Genomic DNA, 17909 nt, shown 5'->3' with positions numbered 1-17909 from the left:
CCGCGCAGCGGGCCTCGAAGGACGCAAAGCTAACCACCCTCAACCAAGGACCGCCCGATGCCTCTCTTCGCCATCACCTGCAAGGACAAGCCCGGCGCGCTGGAAAACCGCCTGGCGACCCGGCCTGTCCATCTGGACTATCTGAAGGACTCCAAGGGCCTGAAACTGGCCGGCGCTCTGCTGGGCGAGGACGGCAATCCGGTCGGTTCGCTGCTGATCGTCGAGGCCGACGACCTGGCCGCCGCCCAGGCCCAGGCCGACAACGACCCCTTCACCGCCGCCGGCGTGTTCGAGAGCGTCGAGGTCCGCCCCTGGCGCCTGGCCATCGGCGAACTTTAAGCTCCACATCCTCTGCTCTTCCCGGCCAAGGCCGCAGAGCACAGGACAGGAGATCAGGGACCTGATGCGCACCGACCCCGACAATCCCGCCCGCCCGGCTCCCGGGACGCTTCTGTGCGCGCTCGACGAGATCGCCTCACCCGGCGCCAAGGGGTTTCGCTTCCGCGAGGACCAGGCATTGTTCGCGGGCTTCGTCGTCCGGCGGGGCGAGGCGCTGTTTGGCTATGTCGACAGCTGCCCGCATGCGGGATGGCCGCTGGCCGGATTCGCGGGCCGCTTTCTCACGCGTGAGAATGACCTGATCCTCTGCGGCGGCCATGCGGCCCTGTTCCGGATCGAGGACGGGGTCTGCGTGGCGGGCCCCTGTCCCGGCCAGACGCTGATGTCATGGCCGGTGCGCGCCGTCGGCAAAGACATCGTAACCGCTTGATCGCGCGACATTATGTCGCTCACCGAGAGGCTTAAGGTTAAGATCCGTTAGACATGTCGCCTTCATCCTGAGGGCCGCTCGGAATCGATATCCGAGGGGGAGGCGATCAGATGGCGTCACTGGGTCAGAAGATTATCGGGGCGAGCGCCGGCGCCGCACTGCTTTGCGCGGCGACGGCGGGCACCGGGCTTTGGGTGGCGCTGAGCCTGGGCTCGGCGCTCGATCGAGCTGAAATCTCGGCGCGCAACATGCGTCTGCACATGCACGCGGACATGATGCACGATACCCTGCGCACGGACGTCAGCCAGGCCATCATGTCCAGCGACCCGACGCTCGCCATCGACATCGCCGAGGTGCGAAAATCGATGGCCGAACATGTCGAGGCCTTCAACAAGGATATCCAGGAAGGCCAGGCGATCGCGCGCGACCCTGCCGTGAAGGCCGCCCTCGCCGAAGTCGACGCGCCCCTGAAGGCCTATATCGCGGCGGCCCAGGACCTCGCATCGGTGGCGGATAAGGACCCTGCGGGGACGCGCGCCAAGCTGCCGGGCTTCAATACCCAGTTCACGACCCTGGAAGGCGCGATGGAAGGCGCTTCCGAGAAGATCGAGCAGGCCTCGAGCCGCGATGCGGCGGCGGCCAGATCCCTGAGCCGTATCGGCCAGGCCGTCATGGGGGGACTATTGCTGGCCGCGGCCGCCCTGGCCGCGGGCCTGATCATCGCCGCTCGTCAGGGTCTTATCACCCCGCTGGTCCTGATCACGCAGTGCCTGCGTCGCCTTGCGCAGGGCGACGTGGGAGCGAAAATTCCACAGAATCGCCGCAGCGACGAGATCGGGGAGATGACCACCGCTCTGGTCGCCTTCCGCGACGCCGTCGAAGCCCGCCAGAAAGAACTCGAAGCCGCCGATGTCCGCGACGCCCTGGAAGTCGAGCGTCACGCGTCCGAAGCCCGGCGCGCCGCCGAGGACGCGGCCCAGAACGCCGTGGTCGGCAATCTGGGCGACGCCCTTCGGCAACTGGCCGACGGCGATCTCTCGCATCGCATCGATCAGCATTTTCCCGAAGGCTATGAGCGCCTTCGCACCGACTACAATGCGGCGGTTCACAAGCTGTCAGGCGTGATCGCCGCCTCTCTGGAGGGGGTGTCGATGATCCACGGGGGCACCGCAGAGATCACCGAGGCCGCCGACGACCTGTCGCGCCGCACCGAGCATCAGGCCGCCAGCCTGGAAGAGGCCGCCGCGGCCCTTGACGAGATCACCAGCACGGTGCGCCAGACCGCTGAAGGGGCCAACCGGGTCCGCAAGGTGGTCGAACAGGCCCGCGCCGCCGCCGGTAACAGCGGCGCGATCGTCGACCAGGCCGTCAGCGCCATGGGCGCGATCGAAAAGTCCTCCAGCCAGATCGGCCAGATCATTGGGGTGATCGACGAAATCGCCTTCCAGACCAACCTGCTGGCCCTCAACGCCGGGGTCGAGGCCGCCCGGGCCGGCGAGGCCGGTCGCGGCTTCGCCGTGGTCGCCCAGGAAGTCCGGGCCCTGGCCCAGCGGTCCGCCGACGCCGCCAAGGAGATCAAGACCCTGATCGCCACCAGCGCGGCCGAGGTCGGCCAGGGGGTCGAATATGTCGGCAAGGCCGGCGAGGCCCTGCGCGCCATTGCCGACGAGGTCGACCAGATCGACGCCCTGATCGGCGAAATGGCCGCGTCGGCCGCCGAACAGGCTCGCGGCCTGGCCGAGGTCAACACGACCATGAACCAGATGGACCAGGTCACCCAGCAGAACGCGGCCATGGTCGAGGAAACCACCGCCGCCAGCCACGCCCTGGCTCAGGAAGCGACGCGCCTGGCTCAGCGCATGGGCGAACTGCGGATCGACGCCGCGCAAGCGGGCGGCCAGCGCCAAGCGGCTTAATCGCTATTGTCGTCCCGGACGGCCTGAAAGGTCGATCCGGGACCGCCGCAAGCACAGACGCATGCCCTGATCTGGGGCCTTCGCTACGCCAAGCCCGGGATGACAAGCCTTTTTGCTCCTAGACCGGCGCCTTCTCCGCCGAGAACGCCGCCAGGTCCTCGATCAGGGCCTTGGCCGCCATCGCCACCAGTTCCCCGCCCTTTTCCGGCGTGGCCAGGGCTGGATCCGAACCCATGCGCCCATCGGGATAGCGGGCGCGGAAGTCCAAAGCCTCGCGGATCGGACCCGTCGGCGCGATCTTCGGTTCATAGGCGGTGGTCTTGATCGTCTCTGGATAGGCCCACTGGGTCACCGCGATCTCGGACGGGGTGGCGTGGCTGCCGTGACCGACGGGGAATTGCCGGTTGGCCAGGGCGTTGACGCCGGCCAGGTCCCACCAGTTCTTCAGCTTCAGCGCGAACGGCGCGCGCGCGCCGCGGAAGCTGTAGTCGGCATAGATCTCCGAGAACGCCGCCTCGATCGAGGCGACATTGCCGCCGTGGCCGTTGAGGAAATAGATCCGCTCGAAACCATGCGCGCCCAGCGACCGCACCCAGTCGCCGATCGCGGCGATGAAGGTCGAAGGCCGCAGGAAGATGGTGCCCGGAAAGGCCAGGTGGTGCTGGGCCATGCCGATGTTGAAGGTCGGCGCCACCAGCACGGTGTCGGACTGCTTCTGGGCCTCGTGCGAGATGATCTCCGGACACAGCCAGTCGGTGCCCAGCAGGCCCGTGGGGCCGTGCTGCTCGTTCGAGCCGATGGGCACGACCACGGTCTTGCTGGTCTTCAGGAAGGTCTCGATCTCGGACCAGGTTGAGAGGGCGAGCAGCATCAGGGCCTCCGGAAGCGACAGGCCTTCGGCATAGCGCGTACCGACCCCGGGGTTAAGCGACAACCGGGCGTCTTGCCTGCGCCGTGATCTCGGGCGCATGCTGGGAAAAAATCCGGGAGGAAGCCCATGGCCCCGCAGGGCCACGCTCATCGCGTGCTCGCCAGCCTCGATGGCTCGCAGTCCGCCCTGTCGTCGGTCGCCGCCTCATGGCGACGCTGCGTGACCGTGCATGGCCTGGATCCCGAACGCCGCGCCCCGCCCCATGTGCTGTCCAGCGCCGAACTGCGACAGGCCCGGGACGGCATGGGCGCGGTCCTGCCCGCCGCCCAGGCCAGCCTCGACGCCCTGTTCAAGGCTGTCGGCCACGCCGGCTGCTGCGTGCTGCTGACCGACGCCACCGGCGCGCCGGTGGATCGCCGGGGCGAGGCGGGCGATGACTCGGTGTTCCGGCTCTGGGGCCTGTGGACGGGCGTGGTGTGGAGCGAGGCCGCCGAGGGCACCAACGGCGTCGGCACCTGCCTCGCCGAGCAGCGCCCCCTGACCATTCATCGCGACGAGCACTTCCACACCAAGAACATCGGCCTCAGCTGCACGGTGGCGCCGATCTACGACCCCTGGGGGCGCCTGGCCGGCGCGCTGGATGTGTCGTCGTGCCGGGCGGGGCTGGGCGACATGGTCGAGCTGCTGCGCGCGGCGGTGCTGGACGCCGCCCGGCGCATCGAGGCCGAGGCCTTCCGCCAGACCTTTCCCCATGCCCGCCTGATGATGCTGGGCGAGCCCGGCGCGCGGTCGAGCACGCCGCTGCTGGCGGTCGACGGCGACGACATGGTGGTGGGCGCCACCCACGCCGCGCGCAAGGTGGCGCGGCTGACCGACCAGATGATCCAGTGGGGCGCTTCGGCTTCGGACCTGATGGCCGGTCCGGAAGGCGCGGGACGGTCTGATCTGGTCGAGGCTGAACGCGGCGCGGTCAAGCGGGCGCTCAGCCGGGCCGGGGGCAGCGTCTCGGCCGCGGCCCGTGACCTGGGCGTCAGTCGCGCCACCCTGCACCGCAAGATGAAGCGCCTGGACCTGCATCGGCCGTCGAAAGACGTCTGACCTGTCGCATTCCTGCGACAGAAGGCGCCGGCTTGAGCCGCCGGACCGACTCCCGGCCTTCGCGCGCCCCTAGCCTGACCTCCAGACGCCGCTCAAGGCGCGACGGAGGAAACCATGACCAAGCCAGAGTTCATCGACTCGCTTTCGCGTCCGCCCTTCAAGGCCCGCTATGACAACTTCATCGGCGGACAGTGGGCGCCCCCGGCCGACGGTCGTTATTTCGACAATGCCTCGCCCATCCACGGCAAGAAGATCTGCGAGATCGCCCGCTCGCAGGCCGAGGACATCGAACGCGCCCTCGACGCCGCCCATGCGGCCAAGGACGCCTGGGGCAAGACCAGCGCCGCCGATCGTTCACTGGTCCTGCTGCGGATCGCCGACCGGATGGAGGCCAATCTCGAGCTTCTGGCCACGGCCGAGACCTGGGACAACGGCAAGCCGATCCGCGAGACCCTGGCCGCCGACCTGCCCCTGGCCATCGACCACTTCCGCTATTTCGCTGGCTGCCTGCGCGGCCAGGAAGGCTCGATCAGCGAGATCGACCACGACACTATCGCCTACCACTTCCACGAACCCCTGGGCGTGGTCGGCCAGATCATCCCATGGAACTTCCCGCTGCTGATGGCCTGCTGGAAGCTGGCCCCCGCCCTGGCGGCCGGCAACTGCGTGGTGCTCAAGCCCGCCGAGCAGACTCCCGCCAGCATCATGGTCTGGGTCGAGCTGGTCGGCGATCTGCTGCCGCCCGGCGTGCTCAACATCGTCAACGGCTTCGGCGTCGAGGCCGGCAAGCCGCTGGCCTCCAGCCCACGCGTCGCCAAGATCGCCTTCACCGGCGAAACCAGCACCGGCCGGCTGATCATGCAGTACGCCAGCCAGAACCTGATCCCGGTCACCCTGGAACTGGGCGGCAAGTCGCCCAACATCTTCTTCGACGACGTGGCCCGCGAGGACGACGACTATTTCGACAAGGCGCTGGAGGGCTTCACCATGTTCGCCCTCAACCAGGGCGAGGTCTGCACCTGCCCCAGCCGGGCCCTGGTGCAGGAGTCGATCTATGAGCGGTTCATGGAGCGCGCCCTCAAGCGCGTGAACGCCGTCGTCCAGGGCAGCCCGCTGGACCCGGCCACCATGATCGGAGCCCAGGCGTCCGAGGAGCAGCTGAACAAGATCCTCGGCTACATGGACATCGGCCGCGACGAGGGCGCCAAGCTGCTGACCGGCGGCAAGCGCAAGATCCTGCCGGGCCTGCTGTCCGACGGCTACTATGTCGAGCCGACCGTGTTCGAGGGCCACAACAAGATGCGGATCTTCCAGGAAGAGATCTTCGGCCCCGTCCTGGCCGTGACCACCTTCAAGGATGAGGCCGAGGCCCTCGAGATCGCCAACGACACCGCCTTTGGCCTGGGCGCCGGGGTGTGGAGCCGCGACGCCAACCGCTGCTACCGCTTCGGGCGGGGCATCCAGGCGGGCCGGGTGTGGACCAACTGCTACCACGCCTATCCCGCCCACGCCGCCTTCGGCGGCTACAAGCAGTCGGGCGTGGGTCGCGAGAACCACAAGATGATGCTCGACCACTACCAGCAGACCAAGAACATGCTGGTCAGCTACAGCCCCAAGGCGCTTGGCTTCTTCTGACAATAAAAACGCCGGATCGGGCGACGCGGCGCGGGAAACCGGATTGGTCTTCTTGCGCCGCGCCTTCGCCTTCGCATACTCCGGCCACAACAAGACCAAGGGAGAAAACGGCGTGAGCGAAGGACAGGTGTTCCCGGTTCCAGAAGCCCTGGCGAAGTCGGCGCATGTCGACGCTGCCGCCTATGAGGCCGCGCTGGCGCGCGTGCAGGCTGATCCCGAAGGCTACTGGCGCGATATCGCCGCCCGGCTGGACTGGATCAAGGCGCCCACCCAGATCAAGGACGTGTCGTTCAACAAGGACGACTTCCGCATCCGCTGGTACGCCGACGGGGTGCTGAACGTCAGCGCCAACTGCATCGACCGCCACCTGCCGCACAAGAAGGACGAGATCGCCCTCATCTTTGAAGGCGACGAGCCCGGAACCTCCGACACCCTGACCTATGGACAGCTGCACGAGGAGGTTTGCCGCATGGCCAACGTCCTCAAGGTGCAGGGCGTCCAGAAGGGTGATCGGGTGACGATCTACCTGCCGATGATCCCGATCGCCGCCGTCGCCATGCTGGCCTGCGCGCGGATCGGCGCGGTGCACTCGGTGGTGTTCGGCGGGTTCTCGCCCGAGTCGATCGCCGGCCGCATCCAGGATTGCGCCTCGCACTTCGTGATCACCGCCGACGAGGGCAAGCGGGGCGGCAAGCGCGTGCCGCTGAAAGCCAATATGGACGAGGCGCTCAAGCACTGCCCCTGGGTGGGCAAGGTGCTGATGGTGCGCTGGACCGGCGCCGACGTGCCGCTGGTCAAGAACCGCGACATCGTCTGGCAGGATGTGCGCGACGCCGTGTCGGCCGACTGCGCGCCCGAGCCGATGAACGCCGAGGACCCGCTGTTCATCCTCTACACCTCCGGCTCGACGGGAAAGCCCAAGGGCGTGCTGCACACCACCGGCGGCTATCTGGCCTGGGCGTCGTGGACCTTCTGGGCGGTGTTCGACTACAAGCCCGGCGAGGTCTTCTGGTGCACGGCCGACGTGGGCTGGGTCACGGGCCACAGCTATGTCGTCTATGGCCCGCTGGCCAATGGCGGGACCAGCCTGATCTTCGAGGGCGTGCCCAACCATCCCACCCCCAGCCGGTTCTGGGAGGTGATCGACAAGCACAAGGTCGAGATCTTCTACACCGCCCCCACCGCCCTTCGGGCCCTGATGCGCGAGGGCGACGACTGGGTCACCAAGAACGACCTGTCGAGCCTGCGCCTGCTGGGCAGCGTCGGCGAGCCGATCAATCCCGAGGCCTGGCTCTGGTACCACCGCGTGGTCGGCAAGGAGAAGCTGCCGATCGTCGACACCTGGTGGCAGACCGAGACCGGCGGGATGCTGATCACCCCGCTGCCCGGCGCGACCGACCTCAAGCCCGGCTCGGCCTCAAAGCCCCTGCCCGGCGTCAAGCCGCAGCTGGTCGATGCCGAAGGCCTGGTGCTGGACGGCGCGACCGAGGGCAACCTGGTCATCACCGACAGCTGGCCTGGCATGATGCGCACGGTCTATGGCGACCACAGCCGGTTCTTCGAGACCTACTTCTCGACCTATCCGGGCAAGTATTTCACCGGCGACGGCTGCCGCCGCGACGCCGACGGCTATTACTGGATCACCGGACGGGTCGATGACGTGATCAACGTCTCGGGCCACCGCCTGGGCACGGCCGAGATCGAGAGCGCCCTGGTGGCCCACGAGACGGTCGCCGAGGCCGCCGTCGTCGGCTGCCCGCACGACATCAAGGGCCAGGGCGTCTATGCCTATGTCACCCTCAACGCCGGGGTCGAACCCACCGAAGACCTTCGCAAGGCCCTGGTCCTGTGGGTCCGTCACGAGATCGGCCCCTTCGCCGCGCCCGATATCATCCAGTGGGCTCCTGGCCTGCCCAAGACCCGCTCGGGCAAGATCATGCGCCGCATCCTGCGCAAGATCGCCGAGAACGAACTGGGCAGCCTGGGCGACACCTCGACCCTGGCCGACCCGTCGGTGGTCGATGATCTGGTGAAAAATCGGGCCGGGGCCTAACGGAAAGCCCGCCGGCGCGTTAGCGTCAGTATGATGCGCCGGCTCCTCTCCCTTTTTCTGCTGCTGTGCCTGGCCAGACCCGCCTGGGCCGCGACCGACTGGGCCGAACGGCTGCGGGCCGGCGACATTCCCGTCGAGGCCAGCGCCGACGCCCACGGACGCGGCGGCATGGTCAAGGCGGCCATCGACATTTCGACCCCAGCCGCGGTGGTCTGGCGCACCATACTGGATTGCGACCGCGCCGCGCGGATGACCCCCGGGGTCAAGCGCTGCCGGGTGATTTCCCGCGCGCCCGACGGCCGCTCGGAGCTGCGCGAACACCTGGTCAAGTGGGGCTTCTTCCTGCCGACCCTGCGCTCCACGTCCCGCGTGGAGATCGACTCCGACCGCACGATCCGCTTCACCTGCGTCGGCGGCGACATCCGGGCCTGCGAAGGCGTCTGGACGCTGCAGCCGATCAATGCCGGCGCGAGCACGCGGGTGACCTACGAAATGTGGGCCGCCGCCCCCTTCGCCGTCCCGGTCCCGATCCTCAGCGGCCTGATGCGCCGCGATGTCCCCGACGCCCTGCGCGCCCTGCGTCGCGAGTGCGAGGCCAGCGAATAGGCCCTGGCCCCTTCATGACAGGACGGTAAGGTTTCGCTCTCGCGGCGCGGTGATAGGGTCCGGCCAACCGTGTTCGCTGGAGCTCACTGCATGATCCGTCCCGCCGCCAAGGCAGCCCTCGTGGCGCTGGCCCTGTCCACCACCGCCCTGTCGCCGATGGCCTTCGCCGCGCCCGTCGCCGATGCAGCGATCGCCGTGCCGCCGATCGTCTACAAGCAGCGGGTGCTGGCCAACGGCATGAAGGTGTTCACGGCGCGCGACACCTCCACACCGAACGTCTCGGTGCAGGTCTGGTACGGCGTCGGCTCCAAGGACGATCCCAACGGCCGCTCGGGCTTCGCGCACCTGTTCGAACACCTGATGTTCAAGTCGACCCGCAACATGCCCAGCGAGACGCTCGACCGCTTGACCGAGGATGTCGGCGGCTTCAACAACGCCTCCACCTGGGACGACTTCACCAACTACTACGAGGTGGTGCCGGCCAATCATCTGGAGCGCCTGCTCTGGGCCGAGGCCGACCGCCTCTCGACCCTCGTGATCGACGAGCCGACCTTCGTCTCGGAACGCAACGTCGTGAAGGAGGAGCTGCGCCAGGGCGTGCTGGCCAATCCCTATGGTCGCCTGTTCTCGCTCTACATCACCCAGCAGTCGTTCACCGACCACCCCTACAAGCGCCCCGGCATCGGCTCGATCGAAGAGCTCGACGCGGCCACGGTCGATGACGTCCGCGCCTTCCACGCCACCTATTATCGCCCCGACAACGCCGCCCTGATCGTGGCTGGCAATTTCGACGAAGCCGAACTGTCGGCGATGATCGACAAGTATTTCGCGCCTCTGAAGACGCCCGCGACGCCGCTGCCCAAGGTGACCGTGGTCGAGCCGGCCCGCACCGGTCCCAAGACCGTCAACACCTATGGCCCCAACGTGCCGCTGCCGGCCCTGGCCATCACCTGGCAGGCTCCGCCGGCCGCCGCCAGGGACTCAGCGGCCCTGACCGTGCTGGACGCCATCCTGTCGGGCGGCAAGTCCTCGCGGCTCTATGACAGCCTGGTCTATGAGCAGAAGATCGCCCAGTCGGTGTTCTCGTCGGGCAATGGCAACGCCCAGCCCGGCATCTTCTATCTCGGCGCGATCATGGCCGGCGGCAAGACCGCCGAGCAGGGCGAAGCGGCCCTGCGCGCCCAGGTCGCCCGCCTGCGCGACGCCCCGCCCACCGAGGCCGAACTGGCCGAGGCCAAGACCGGCCTGCTGGCCGACGCCGTGCGCAAGCGCGAGGAGATCGACGGCCGCGCCTTCGCCATCGGCTACGCCCTGCAGACCGAAGGCGACGCCGCGCGCGCCAATACCGACCTTGCCGACCTGCAGAAGGTGACCGCCGCCGACGTGCAGCGCGTGGCCCGGACCTATCTGGCCGATGATCGCCGCACGGTGATCCGCTATCTGCCGGAATCGGCGCGACCGGCCGGCGAGAAGGACGTGACCCCGGTCGCCCCCAAGGTCGCCTCGGTGAAGTTCGACGGCGCGGTCATCACCCTGGCGCCCGAGGCCGAGCGTCAAAAGCCGCCGGCCGTGGCCGCCCCCGTCCCGGCGGTCCTGCCCTCGCCCGTCGAGAAGACCCTGGCCAACGGCCTGCGCGTCATCGTCGCCAAATCCAGCGACCTGCCGCTGATCACCGCCGACCTGACCGTGCGCGGCGGCGCCAGCTCCGATCCCGCCGGTCTGGCCGGCACGTCCAGCCTGACCTCGGAACTGCTGACCGAAGGCACCAAGACGCGCGGCGCGGTTGATATCGCTCGTCAGACCGAAGCCCTCGGCGCCAACCTGGAGGCCGGCTCTGGCTGGGAATCTTCGTCCCTGACCCTCAGCGTCATCGCCGACAAGGCGCCGGCCGCCATGACGATCATGGCCGACGTCGCCCAGAACCCGACCTTCAAGGCCGATGAACTGGACCGCGTGCGGGCCGAGACCCTCGACAGCCTGTCGGTGTCGTTCCAGCGCCCCGGCGGCCTGACCGGCTTCGCCACGCCCACCATCCTTTATGCCGGCTCGGCCTATGGCCACGTGGCGGGCGGCACCCCGGGCTCGCTGCCGAAGATCAAGCGCGAGGACCTGGTCAAGACCCACGCCGCCGCCTGGCGTCCGGACAACGCCATCCTGGTGCTGACCGGCAACCTGACGCCCGAGGCCGGCTTCGCCCTCGCCGAGCAGGCCTTCGGCGGCTGGAAAAAGCCCTCCACCCCGCCGCCCATCACGCCGGCGGCCCCGACAGCCTACAAGCCGCGCAACCTGGTCATCGACCTGCCGGGCACGGGTCAGGCCTCTGTGGTGCTGGCCAAGCCGGCCATCACCCGCGCCGACCCCCGCTACTATTCGGGCCTGGTCGCCAACACCGTGCTGGGCGTCGGCTTCAGCTCGCGTCTGAACCAGGAAATCCGCATCAAGCGCGGCCTGTCCTATGGCGCGGGGTCCAGCCTGACGCCCCAGGGCCAGTTCGGCGGCTTCGCGGCCCGGGTGCAGACCAAGAACGAGTCGGCCGGCGAGGTTGTGGGCCTGGTCCGCTCGGAGCTGACCCGCCTGGCCGCCGAGCCCGCGACGGCCGGCGAGCTGACCGCCCGCAAGTCGGTGCTGGTCGGCGGCTTTGGCCGTGACCTGGGCACTTCGGAAGGCCTGGCCAACATCCTGGGCAACCTGGCCGTCTATGGCGTGCCGCTGGACGAGATCAAGGTCTATGCCAGCAAGGTCGAGGCGGTCAGCGCCAGCGACGTCCAGGCCTTCGCCAAGGGCCTGCTGGACCCCGCGCAGACCAGCGTCATCGTCGCGGGCGACGCCAAGGTCATGGGCGAGGCCCTGACCAGGGCTGTTCCCGGCGCCACGGTGATCCCGGCCGCCAAGCTTGATCTGGACAGCCCCAGCCTGACCAGCGGTAAGTAGCGACCCCGCGCGCGACCGCCCGGATCGGCCCCAGGTCGTTCCGGGAGGTCGCGCGTCGCCCGTGACCGCCGCCGGAGATCCCATGCCCGACAACGCCGCCCAGCTGGCCTCACCCTCCTATCGGCTCGCCGCGCTCGATCAGGACTTTCTGCTCAGCGATCCGATGCGCGGGGTCCGGTTCCTTCTGGAATACGCCAAGGCCGAGGAAGCGCTGCGGACCTGGGGCGTGCGATCAACCATCGTCGTCTTCGGCAGCGCCCGGGTGGGCGAGCATGGGCCCGGCCGGCAGGCCGACTGGTATGCGACAGCGCGCGCCTTTGGCCGGCTGGCCTCGGAGCGCGGCGGCGCCCTGGGCGCGATGGGGCCGCGAGACAATGTGATCGCCACCGGCGGCGGCCCCGGGATCATGGAAGCGGCCAACCGGGGCGCGTTCGAGGCGGGGGCCCCATCGGTCGGCTTCAACATCACCCTGCCTCACGAGCAGTCGCCCAATCCCTATGCGACGCCGGAGCTGTCGTTTCGCTTCCACTATTTCGCCATGCGCAAGATGCACCTGGCCATGCGGGCCAACGCCCTGGTGGTTTTCCCGGGCGGCTTTGGCACCTTCGACGAACTGTTCGAGATTCTGACCCTGCGCCAGACAGACAAGGCCCCGCCGATCCCCATCGTGCTGGTCGATGAAAGCTACTGGCGCGCGGTGCTGAACTTCGACGCCCTGGCCGAGCACGGCATGATCGCCGCCAAGGACCTGGAGCTCTTCCAGTTCGCCGAGGACGCCGAGGGCGTCTGGACGGCTCTGCTGGCCGGCGGCGTGAAGCCCGGGGGCTGCATCGAGCTCCAGGGCGCGCCGACCACTTGAGGGCCTAACCCTTGGCCCTGGGCTTGGCCGCCTTGGGCGCCGGGGCCTTGGCGGCGGGCTTGGCTGTTGACGCCGCCTTGGGCGCGGCAGCCGCCTTCGGGGTCGCCGGGGTGCTTGCCGGAGTCCTCGCCAGCAGGTCGCGGATTTCCATCAGCAGGGCTTCGCCCGTCGTCGGGGCTGACGGCTCGCTGGGACCCGGCTCGGCGGCCTCGGCGCGACGGATGCTGTTGACCGCCTTGACCAGCAGGAAAACCACCGCCGCCACGATCAGGAACTGGATCAGGGTGTTGATGAAGGCGCCATACTGCACGGCGACCTTCTCGATGGCGTCCGTGGCCGGATCTTCGGGCTTGAGCACCCATTCCAGTTTCGAGAAGTCCAGGCCGCCGGTCAGGAGGCCGATCGGCGGCATGATCACCTGGTCGACCAGGCTCTTGACGATGCCGTTGAACGCCGCGCCGATGATCACGCCCACGGCCAGATCGACGACGTTGCCGCGCGAGATGAACTCGCGGAATTCCTTGAAGATGCTCATGCGCCATGACCTCGCCGGTGACTGAACCCGCCGCAAGGCTGAAGGCGTTCGCCCATTCAGGTCAAGATTGCGCGTCGACTACTCGTCGGCGTTGAGGCGCGCGCGCAGTTCCTTGCCGCTCTTGAAAAAGGGCACGTGCTTGGCGCGAACATCGACCGTTTCGCCCGTGCGCGGGTTGCGACCCGAGCGGGCCGGACGCGAACGCACCGACAGGGCGCCGAAGCCCCGCAGCTCCACGCGGCCGCCACCTTCGAGCGCGCCGATCATGCGCTCCAGGATCACGCCGACCACGCGCTCGACGTCCTTCTGCGTCAGGTGCGGATTTTCATTCGCGAGCCTGGCGATGAGTTCAGACTTGATCATCGATATCCCCGGCGCCGGAGGGAGGACTGGCGCGACCGGACCTTTGCCCAAGGGTTGTTGAGTCTTCAAGAGGCTGCTTGCGATTCTCGCTCGCCGCCGGGCTGGGCGCTCGAACTGAGGCAGACAAGAATCAACCCGGGCGCTGCAGCTTGGAGCGTCATTCGTCTCGGAAATCGCTCGGGGCGCGCATGGACGGATCCGCCAGGGTCGGGAAAAGGGTCGAAGCTTGCGAACGCGATCTTGGGCGGAAGAAAGACCCGCCCGGTCAGGTCATGGTGGCCGCGGCCTTTACCAAACCTTCGCCGGACCAATGAGTTAGCCAGGCAGTGCGCAAAGAAAACGGCGGCCGGATCGCTCCGGCCGCCGCTGACTTCAGTCCGAAAGGGACGGAAGACTATTCCTTGGGGGTAGCCCGTTCGCGGAGAGCCGCGCCCAGGATGTCGCCCAGCGAAGCGCCGGAGTCCGACGAGCCGAACTGCTCGATGGCTTCCTTCTCTTCGGCCATTTCCAGCGACTTGATCGACATCGAAACGCGGCGGGCCGCCTTGTCGATGTTGGTGATCTGAGCGTCGACGCGGTCACCCACGGCGAAGCGCTCGGGGCGCTGTTCCTGACGGTCGCGCGACAGGTCCGACTTGCGGATGAACGCGGTCATCAGGGCGTCGTCTTCGCCGAAGCGAACTTCGATGCCGCCGGTGGTCACTTCGGTCACGGTGACGGTGACGGTCTGACCCTTGCGATAGGTGTCACCCGACATCGGATCGCCGCCCAGCTGCTTGATGCCCAGCGAGATGCGTTCCTTCTCGACGTCGACGTCGAGAACCTTCGCCTTGACCATGTCGCCCTTCTTGTAGCGAGCCATGGCTTCTTCGCCCGACGCGCTCCAGTCGATGTCCGACAGGTGCACCATGCCGTCGATGTCGTTGTCGAGGCCGATGAACAGACCGAATTCGGTCGCGTTCTTGACTTCGCCTTCGACGGTCGAGCCGACCGGGTGGGTTTCGAGGAACGAATCCCACGGGTTGGCCAGAGCCTGCTTCAGGCCCAGCGACACGCGACGCTTGGACGGATCGACGTCCAGCACGACCACGTCGACTTCCTGCGAGGTCGAGACGATCTTGCCGGGGTGGACGTTCTTCTTGGTCCAGGACATTTCCGAGACGTGGACCAGGCCTTCAACGCCGGCTTCCAGCTCAACAAACGCGCCGTAGTCAGTGATGTTGGTGATGCGGCCCGTGAACTTGGCGCCGACCGGGTACTTGGCTTCAACACCATCCCACGGATCCGACTGCAGCTGCTTCATGCCGAGGCTGATGCGCTGGGTGTCCGGGTTGATCTTGACGATCTGGACCTTCACGGTGTCGCCCACGGCGAGCACTTGGCTCGGGTGGTTGACGCGCTTCCAGCTCATGTCGGTCACGTGCAGCAGGCCGTCGATGCCGCCCAGGTCAACGAACGCACCGTAGTCGGTGATGTTCTTGACGACGCCTTCGCGGATTTCACCCTCTTGCAGCTGCGACACCAGTTCGGTGCGCTGCTCGGCGCGGGCTTCTTCCAGGATGGCGCGACGCGAGACGACGATGTTGCCGCGCGGACGGTCCATCTTGAGGATGGCGAAGGGCTGTTCCTTGCCCATGAGCGGGCCGACGTCGCGCACCGGGCGGATGTCGACTTGCGAGCCGGGCAGGAACGCCGAGGCGCCGCCCAGGTCGACGGTGAAGCCGCCCTTGACGCGACCGACGATGGCGCCGAGCACCGGGACGTTCTGGGCGTAGACGCCTTCCAGACGGGTCCAGGCTTCTTCGCGCTTGGCCTTTTCGCGGCTGATGACCGCTTCGCCCAGGGCGTTTTCCAGGCGTTCCAGGAAGACTTCGACCGAGTCGCCGACCTTGATGGTGGGCTTGCCGGTTTCGTCGACGCCGAATTCCTTCTGGGGAACGCGACCTTCGGTCTTCAGACCGACGTCGATGATCGCGAAGTCTTTCTCGATCCCGACAACGATACCCTTGACGACGGTGCCTTCTTGGAAGTCGCGGCCGCCCATGGAATCGTTAAGCAGCGCTTCGAAATCGTCGCGCGTCGGGTTGAAGCTCATATCGTCAGCCATGCTGATGTTTAGTCTCGTGTTGAGGGACTCCCCATTGGCGAAGGCCGTCGGATGACGGTTCTGGGGATTCCGGGTTGGGTGATTTTTGATGCGGATCCGCAGCTTCCTAAGCGGCGGCGAGGCGGGCGTTAGATTAGCCCGGGAGGTTTCCCGACCGGGCGCGCGCCGTCTCGACAATGCGGCGGGCCGCATCGAAGGCCTGCTCTATAGTCATTTCCGACGTGTCGAGCAAGACGGCGTCTGGGGCTTGGGTCATGGGCGCGCTCTCGCGACCGCCGTCGCGGGCGTCGCGCTTGTGGATGTCGGCCAGGACGTCGTCAAAGCTGACCGTCTCGCCCTGTCCCGACAGCTGTTTCCAGCGCCGCTCCGCGCGGATTTCCGGGCTGGCGGTGACGTAGAGCTTGGCCGGCGCCTCGGGGGCGATGACCGTGCCGATGTCGCGGCCATCGATCACGCTGCCCGGCTCGCGGGTGGTGAAGCCGCGCTGCAGGGCGAACAGGGCCGCGCGGACGCCTGGATGCACCGCCACCCGGCTGGCGGCCTCGCCGGCGGCGCGGGTGCGCACCTGGGCGCTTTCCAGCTCAGAGAGGTCCAGGCCCTTGGCAGCGGCCTCAGCGGCGACCGCGTCGTCCAGATCACCGCCCGTGTTCAGCAGGCGCACCCCTACCGCCCGGTAGAGCAGGCCCGTATCCAGCATCTCGTAGCCGTAGAGCGCCGCCAGCCGGCTGGCGACCGTGCCCTTGCCGGAGGCGGCGGGACCGTCGACGGCGATGACGAAGGCCATGCTCAGGCTTCCGACAGGTCGCCGCCGAGGCCGCGCATCATGTCGGCGAAGCCCGGGAAGCTGGTGGCGATCATGCCCGGCTCGTCCACCGCCACGCCCTGCTGGGCGGCGAGGCCCAGGACGAGGTGGCTCATGGCGATGCGGTGATCGCCGTGGGTGGTGACCGTGGCTCCGCCCTTGGGCGCCTGGCCGGTTCCGGTGACGATGAAGCCTTCCGGCTCCTCCACCACCTGAACGCCGCAGGCCTTGAGGCCATTGGCGGTCAAGCTGATGCGATCGCTTTCCTTGACCCGCATCTCGCCCACGCCGCGCATCACCGTCTCGCCCTCGGCGAAGGCGGCGGCCACGGCCAGGATCGGATATTCGTCGATCATAGCCGGCGCCCGCTCGGGCGGCACGACGACGCCCTTCATTTGCGAATAGCGGGCGGTGATGTCGCCGACTTCCTCGCCGCTCGACATCCGGACGTTCGAGATCACCAGATCCGCGCCCATTTCCTTCAGCGTCGTGAAGAGGCCGGTGCGCAGGACGTTGAGCATCACGCCCTCGACGGTCACTTCCGAGCCTGGAACGATCAGGCCGGCGACCAGCGGGAAAGCAGCCGACGACGGATCGCCGGGCACCGACACGTGGGTTCCAGTCAGAGCCTGGCCCTCGGGCAGGCGGATGTGACGGACGCCATCGCGGTCTTCCACGATCACTTCGGCGCCGAAAGCGCGCAGCATGCGCTCGGTATGGTCGCGGGTGGCTTCCGGCTCGATGACCTCGACGCCGCCCTCCGCGTGCAGGCCGGCCAGTAGCACGGCCGATTTCACCTGGGCCGAGGCCATCGGCAGCCGATAGGTCAGGCCGCGCAGATTTCCGCCCTTCAGCGTCAGGGGCAGTCGGCCCTTGTCGCGGCCAAACCAGGTCGCGCCCATGCGGGCCAGGGGGTCCAGAACCCGGCCCATCGGTCGGCCGCGCAGGGAGGCGTCGCCGGTGAAGGTGGAGCAGATGGGAAATCCGGCCGCCGCGCCCATGATCAAGCGCACGCCGGTGCCGGCATTGCCGCAGTCAATGACATCCGAGGGCTCGACGAAGCCGCCATTGCCCTCGATGCGCCAGCGACCGACGCCCTCCTGTTCGACGCGCGCGCCGAAGGCCTGCATGGCCCGCGCGGTCGCCAGGACGTCATCGCCCTCAAGCAAACCCTCGACCGTGGTGGTGCCCTGAGCCAGGGCGCCGAGGATCATCGAGCGGTGCGAAATCGACTTGTCGCCGGGGGCCCGGACGACGCCGCGAAGGGCCCCGCCAGGCCCGCTCTTCAGTCCAGCAGCCGTCATGCCGAAACCGGCTCCCTGATCTTGGTGGTTTTCGCGAGGGGATTGCTTTTGACAGCGGGC

14 protein-coding genes and 1 pseudogene are annotated in these 17909 nt (G+C 67.9%); 9 read left to right on the top strand and 6 right to left on the bottom strand.

Annotated elements, in window-relative coordinates; translation table 11 throughout:
• Positions 1–57 precede the first annotated feature (57 nt).
• The 3 genes from ACQY9P_RS06805 to ACQY9P_RS06795 all read left to right on the top strand — a co-directional run bounded on the left by ACQY9P_RS06805 (position 58) and on the right by ACQY9P_RS06795 (position 2685).
• Positions 58–339, top strand: a complete 282-nt coding sequence (locus ACQY9P_RS06805) for a YciI family protein (protein WP_421740001.1) — start codon at positions 58–60, stop codon at positions 337–339.
• Between the two features lie 64 nt (positions 340–403).
• Positions 404–769 carry a Rieske (2Fe-2S) protein gene (locus ACQY9P_RS06800; protein WP_421740002.1) on the top strand — a complete coding sequence of 122 codons (366 nt, stop codon included), beginning with the start codon at positions 404–406 and terminating at the stop codon, positions 767–769.
• 110 nt (positions 770–879) lie between these two features.
• A complete protein-coding gene (locus ACQY9P_RS06795; protein ID WP_421740003.1) occupies positions 880–2685 on the top strand; it encodes a methyl-accepting chemotaxis protein in 1806 nt (601 codons plus the stop codon).
• A gap of 118 nt (positions 2686–2803) precedes the next feature.
• Here ACQY9P_RS06795 and ACQY9P_RS06790 read toward each other — a convergent pair whose 3' ends face one another.
• A complete protein-coding gene (locus ACQY9P_RS06790; protein WP_421740143.1) occupies positions 2804–3556 on the bottom strand; it encodes a creatininase family protein in 753 nt (250 codons plus the stop codon).
• 126 nt (positions 3557–3682) lie between these two features.
• Between ACQY9P_RS06790 and ACQY9P_RS06785 the strand changes: the two genes are divergently transcribed.
• The 6 genes from ACQY9P_RS06785 (at position 3683) to ACQY9P_RS06760 (ending at position 12738) form a co-directional block, all read left to right on the top strand.
• Positions 3683–4654 (top strand): GAF domain-containing protein, encoded by a 972-nt coding sequence (locus ACQY9P_RS06785; protein ID WP_421740004.1) that lies wholly within the window; start codon positions 3683–3685, stop codon positions 4652–4654.
• A gap of 114 nt (positions 4655–4768) precedes the next feature.
• Complete coding sequence (gene adh / locus ACQY9P_RS06780; RefSeq protein ID WP_421740005.1) at positions 4769–6289, top strand: aldehyde dehydrogenase; 1521 nt, start codon at positions 4769–4771, stop codon at positions 6287–6289.
• Between the two features lie 112 nt (positions 6290–6401).
• The gene (gene acs, locus ACQY9P_RS06775) at positions 6402–8342 is read left to right on the top strand and encodes an acetate--CoA ligase (RefSeq protein ID WP_421740006.1); all 1941 of its coding nucleotides are present in this window, start codon (positions 6402–6404) and stop codon (positions 8340–8342) included.
• A 33-nt stretch (positions 8343–8375) separates the two neighbouring features.
• Positions 8376–8948, top strand: coding sequence for an SRPBCC family protein (locus tag ACQY9P_RS06770; RefSeq protein WP_428151364.1), 573 nt, complete (start codon positions 8376–8378; stop codon positions 8946–8948).
• Positions 8949–9038: 90 nt separating this feature from the next.
• Positions 9039–11879, top strand: coding sequence for a M16 family metallopeptidase (locus tag ACQY9P_RS06765; protein ID WP_421740008.1), 2841 nt, complete (start codon positions 9039–9041; stop codon positions 11877–11879).
• A gap of 82 nt (positions 11880–11961) precedes the next feature.
• Complete coding sequence (locus ACQY9P_RS06760; RefSeq protein ID WP_421740009.1) at positions 11962–12738, top strand: TIGR00730 family Rossman fold protein; 777 nt, start codon at positions 11962–11964, stop codon at positions 12736–12738.
• Positions 12739–12862: 124 nt separating this feature from the next.
• Here the strand turns inward: ACQY9P_RS06760 and mscL are convergent.
• The 5 genes and pseudogenes from mscL to aroA all read right to left on the bottom strand — a co-directional run.
• Positions 12863–13273 (bottom strand): annotated as a pseudogene (gene mscL / locus ACQY9P_RS06755) (large-conductance mechanosensitive channel protein MscL); the annotation flags it as partial.
• A gap of 78 nt (positions 13274–13351) precedes the next feature.
• Positions 13352–13636: an integration host factor subunit beta gene (locus ACQY9P_RS06750; RefSeq protein ID WP_035048510.1), complete on the bottom strand. Its 285-nt coding sequence runs from the start codon at positions 13634–13636 to the stop codon at positions 13352–13354.
• Positions 13637–14030: 394 nt separating this feature from the next.
• Positions 14031–15743, bottom strand: coding sequence for a 30S ribosomal protein S1 (rpsA, locus tag ACQY9P_RS06745; RefSeq protein WP_421740010.1), 1713 nt, complete (start codon positions 15741–15743; stop codon positions 14031–14033).
• Positions 15744–15876: 133 nt separating this feature from the next.
• Positions 15877–16527, bottom strand: coding sequence for a (d)CMP kinase (gene cmk / locus ACQY9P_RS06740; protein ID WP_421740011.1), 651 nt, complete (start codon positions 16525–16527; stop codon positions 15877–15879).
• A 2-nt stretch (positions 16528–16529) separates the two neighbouring features.
• On the bottom strand, positions 16530–17849 hold the full coding sequence (aroA, locus tag ACQY9P_RS06735; protein ID WP_421740012.1) for a 3-phosphoshikimate 1-carboxyvinyltransferase: 1320 nt from the start codon (positions 17847–17849) through the stop codon (positions 16530–16532).
• Between the last annotated feature and the right edge of the window lie 60 nt (positions 17850–17909).

Source organism: Caulobacter sp. (genome assembly GCF_965279145.1).
Classification (GTDB): Bacteria; Pseudomonadota; Alphaproteobacteria; order Caulobacterales; family Caulobacteraceae; genus Caulobacter.
Note: the sequence above shows the minus strand (reverse complement) of the source record. Positions and strands in the feature narration are given on the sequence as shown.